The organism is Rhodoblastus sp., assembly GCF_041915505.1.
In the GTDB taxonomy this organism is placed as follows: domain Bacteria; phylum Pseudomonadota; class Alphaproteobacteria; order Rhizobiales; family Beijerinckiaceae; genus Rhodoblastus.
The window spans coordinates 1-3,982 of the sequence record NZ_JAYSBG010000324.1; the positions used below are offsets into that span (position 1 = coordinate 1).

The 3,982-nt window shown below is 66.4% G+C and carries 3 protein-coding genes; 1 reads left to right on the top strand and 2 read right to left on the bottom strand.

Annotated elements, in window-relative coordinates; translation table 11 throughout:
- Both ACE3S9_RS16155 and ACE3S9_RS16160 read right to left on the bottom strand, forming a co-directional pair.
- Window positions 1-1,415 (bottom strand): YdiU family protein (locus ACE3S9_RS16155; RefSeq protein WP_374547503.1); only part of this gene is annotated, 1,415 nt, incomplete at its 3' end.
- A 44-nt stretch (window positions 1,416-1,459) separates the two neighbouring features.
- Complete coding sequence (locus tag ACE3S9_RS16160; protein WP_374547504.1) at window positions 1,460-3,040, bottom strand: glycosyltransferase family 39 protein; 1,581 nt, start codon at window positions 3,038-3,040, stop codon at window positions 1,460-1,462.
- 151 nt (window positions 3,041-3,191) lie between these two features.
- On the opposite strand from ACE3S9_RS16160, the gene ACE3S9_RS16165 reads away from it, so the two are divergent.
- A partial coding sequence (locus ACE3S9_RS16165) for a polyprenol monophosphomannose synthase (RefSeq protein ID WP_374547505.1) occupies window positions 3,192-3,982 on the top strand: 791 nt, incomplete at its 3' end.

Genomic DNA, 3,982 nt, shown 5'->3' on the forward strand with positions numbered 1-3,982 from the left:
GGCTCCAGGAAGGGATTTTTCAGCGCCGCGCAGAGCCGCAGCAGCGGCGCGAGATCGTCCTCATTGGCGGCGGCGAGCGCCTGTTCGACGCGGTGATTGCGCGCGATGACAATCGGATTGCTGGCGCGCATGGCCGCCAGCCTCGCCGGGAAATCGTCGCCGGCGGTCAGCACGCGCCATTCCGCCAGGAACAGCGCGGCGTCCTCGCGGACCTCGGGCGAAGCCTCGGCGAACAGCTCCGAAAAGGCCTGGCCATTGGCGCCGGCGGCGAACTGTGTCAGGCGGCGGAAGAACAAGGTGAAATCCGCCTTGCTGGTTTCCAGCACGCGCCACAGCCGCGCGATAAAATTCTCATTGCCTGGATCGCGCGGCCGTAGGCCCAGCTTGCGCTCCAGCCCCTGGCCGAGCGCGGCGACATAGGCCGGCTGGAAGCCTTCCAGCGTGTCCTGCGCCCGGCGCAGGGCGACGGCGTCGTCGTCGGAGAACAAAGGCAGCAGCGTCTCCGCGAGCCGCGCCAGATTCCACGAGGCGATCGGCGCCTGCCGGTTGAAGGCGTAGCGGCCGGCGGCGTCGATCGAGGAAAACACCTGCCGGCGGTTGAAGGAATCCATGAAGGCGCAGGGGCCGAAATCGATGGTCTCGCCGGCGATGGACATATTGTCGGTGTTCATCACGCCGTGGATGAAGCCGACCAGCATCCATTGCGCGACGAGGCGAGCCTGCCGCGCCACCACCGCCGCGTAAAAGGCGAGATAGGGATCCTTGCCCCCGGCGATGTCGGGGAAGTGGCGGGCGATGCAATGATCCGCCAGCGCGCGGACGAGGGCCGGCCCGTCGCCGCGCCGTGTGTCCAGCGCGGCCGCATATTGGAAGGTGCCGACGCGGACATGGCTGCGCGCGATGCGGGTCAGCACCGCGCCCGGCTGGACATGTTCGCGATAGACCGGAGCGCCGGTGCCGACCACGGCGAGCGCGCGAGTGGTCGGGATTTTGAGGCCCGCCATGGCCTCGCTGACGATATATTCGCGCAGCATGGCGGAAAGCGTCGCCCGTCCGTCGCCGCGCCGGGCGAATTGGGTTGGGCCCGATCCCTTGAGATGGACGTCATAAACCGCGCCGCCGGGAGCGACGATTTCGCCCACCATGGCCGCGCGGCCGTCGCCGAGCAGCGGATTCCACTGGCCGAACTGGTGGCCGGAATAGGCCAGAGCGATATTCTCGCCGCCCTGTGGCGGCGCGCCGCCGGCCAGCAGCTCCAGCAATTCCGGCGTGGCGGCGCCTTCCGGCAGGCCGAGTTCCGCGGCGAGCGCGTCGTTGAACACGATCCAATGCGGCGCGGGCGCGGGCGAAGGCGGCGCGGCGGCGAAAAATTCCGCCGGCAGAGCGCGATAGGAGGTTTCGCGGAGAAAGGTCATTGTCGGTCCCATGACGCCCCCGAAGCAGGAAGCGCGCCAATTTGTCATTTTGAGAACTGGGGCGGAGCGGATGAAATTGCAAGCGTCTCGGGCGCCAGCGAAAAGGCCGGCGCCGGATCGTGGAAGCGGGTCGCGCGGAACGCCTCCAGCTTGATCGCCGGCGCGCCGCCGGCCGCAATCTCCACCGGCGCCAGTGGTTCGATGGCCTCGAAATAAGGCCCGAAACGGGCGCGGGCCTCGTCGAGCGTGAGGCCCGGCCCGGCGATCACGGCGTCCCAGCCGATAAAGGAGCGCGGGTCGCGGATGATCCCGAACATGCGAGGATCGTCGGTCAGGCAGAGCACGGGCGGATCGCCATGCAGCGCATAATCGAGCTTGCCGCAATCGAGCCAGCGCCCGCTGGCGACGAAGGTTTTCTCCTTGCGCCAGCCGCGCGCGTCGAGCGCCCGGGCGAAATCGTCCCAATCGAGCGTCTCGACCAAGGGATAGCGCGCTCCGGACAAGGCGGGCGGGACGATATGGGGCAAAGCGGCGATCAGACCAACGCCCGCGACCACGAAGACCGCCGCCGCGACCAAAGCGCGGCGCAGCCAGGGCGCGCCCGCCGCCAGCCGCGCCGCGATCTCGCGCCCGAGCAGCGGAAACAGCATGAGATAGCCCGGCGCCACCCAATGCGGCAGCACCCGGCGGCTCGACCAGAAGGCGACCAGAGTGAACAGGATGATGGGAAAGGCGGCGAGACAGGCCAGGAAGAATTCGCGCTCCCGCGCCGGGCCCCGCCACAACGCCCGGATGAACAGCATGGCGAGCGGAAAATAGATCCACGGCGCGAGAAACAGGGATTGCAGGCCGATCAGCGCCAAGGGCGCGACCAGATGGAGCTGCGGCGCGCCGGAGCGTCCGCCCTGGAACAGGAAGGAAATCCAATGATGCTGGGCGTTCCAGATCAGGACCGGCGAGAAGACCAGCAAAGCGACGAGGCCCGCCGCATAGGGCCAGGGCGTCGCGAGCCAGAAGCGCTGGCGGGCGCTCGTCAGGATGAAGACGCCCGCGCCCGCGAAAAGGAGCACGCCGTGATATTTCGACAACATGCTTAAGCCGGCGTAAAGACCGGCGAGCAGCCAGTCGCGCGGCGCCTGGCGGCGGTCGTCGTCGAAAAACACCCGCGCCAGCGCCAAGGCGCAGGCGAGCATGGCAGGCAGCAGCGGCGCGTCCGGCAGGATCCAGACGGCGTCGGCGAGGCCGAGCGCCGGCGACAGCGCCAGAGCGAACACGGCGTAAAAACCGGCCTCGGCGGAAAAAAGCCGCCGCGTCAGCAGGAACAGCAGCCAGCCCGTCAGGCCGGACAGCAGGACGAAGGGCAGGCGCAGCGTAAGCGCGCTCTCGCCGAACAGGCGGCCGGCGGCATGGGCGATCCACCAGGCGAGCGGCGGATGATCGAACGTGCTGAGCGTCAGCACGCGGCTGCTCGCGACGGTGTAGGACTCGTCGACGCCCAATCCTGTTGCGCCTGCGAAAAACAATCTTAACGCCAAAGCGGCTAGGATCAGGACAAAAGTTCTGCGCTCCGTCGACCAGCCGGGGCGCAGAATCGGTTTCGAATCGAGCGACGGAATGCCATCCATGCAGGCGCCTGTTCTACGTTTTTCGGATGTTTCGCGGGCGCGGGCGCCCTCCGACGACCGCGAACGCCTTTTGCAAGCGGCAAAAAGGTTGGCTGTACTGGCCGAGGCTTTCCAGCTAACAGAAAAAGAGTTTGAAAAGAAAGCCCTCCCCTTGGCCGCCGAACTCACTCTCGTTATCCCGACCTTCAATGAAAGTGGCAATCTGCGCGAACTGATCCGGCGCGTGGACGCCGCTTTGGACGGAATCGCCTGGGAAATGGTCGTCGTGGACGACAACAGCCCGGATGGCACCTCGGCTCTCGCCAAGGAAATCGCGCAAAAGGACAATCGCGTGCGCTGCCTGCGCCGCGTCAACCGTCGTGGCCTCTCGGGCGCCTGTATCGAGGGCATGCTCGCCTCCAGCGCGCCGGTGGTGGCGGTGATGGACGCCGATCTGCAGCACGACGAGCGAATCCTGCCGAAAATGCTCGCCGCGATTCGCGCCGGCTCCGATCTCGTGGTCGGCAGCCGTCACGTCGAGGGCGGCTCGGCCGAGGGCGGCTTTTCCGCGCGCCGCGCCGCGATCAGCAATTTTGCCACGCGTCTGGCGAAAAAAGCCTTGCGCGTCGACTTTTCAGACCTCATGAGCGGGTTCTTCATGTTGCGGCGCGATATCGTCGAGGATTGCGCGCCGATACTCGCTCCCACCGGCTTCAAGATCCTGGCGGATATTGTCGCCTCGGCCCGCCGTCCGCTGAAAATCCAAGAGATTGGCTACATGTTCCGTGAAAGACTCGCTGGCGAATCGAAATTCGACATCAAGGTTGGGCTGGATTTTCTCGGCTTGCTGATGAACAAGGCGAGCGGCGGCCGCATTCCTGTCCGCTTCATCTTTTTCGCCTTGGTCGGTCTCAGCGGCGTCGCGATCCACCTTCTGACCGTCAATCTCGCTTTGCTCGTTCC

Excerpts from the sequence above, each read along its gene's own strand:
- ACE3S9_RS16160 (WP_374547504.1), bottom strand. The coding sequence starts at position 3,040 with ATGGATGGCATTCCGTCGCTCGATTCGAAACCGATTCTGCGCCCCGGC.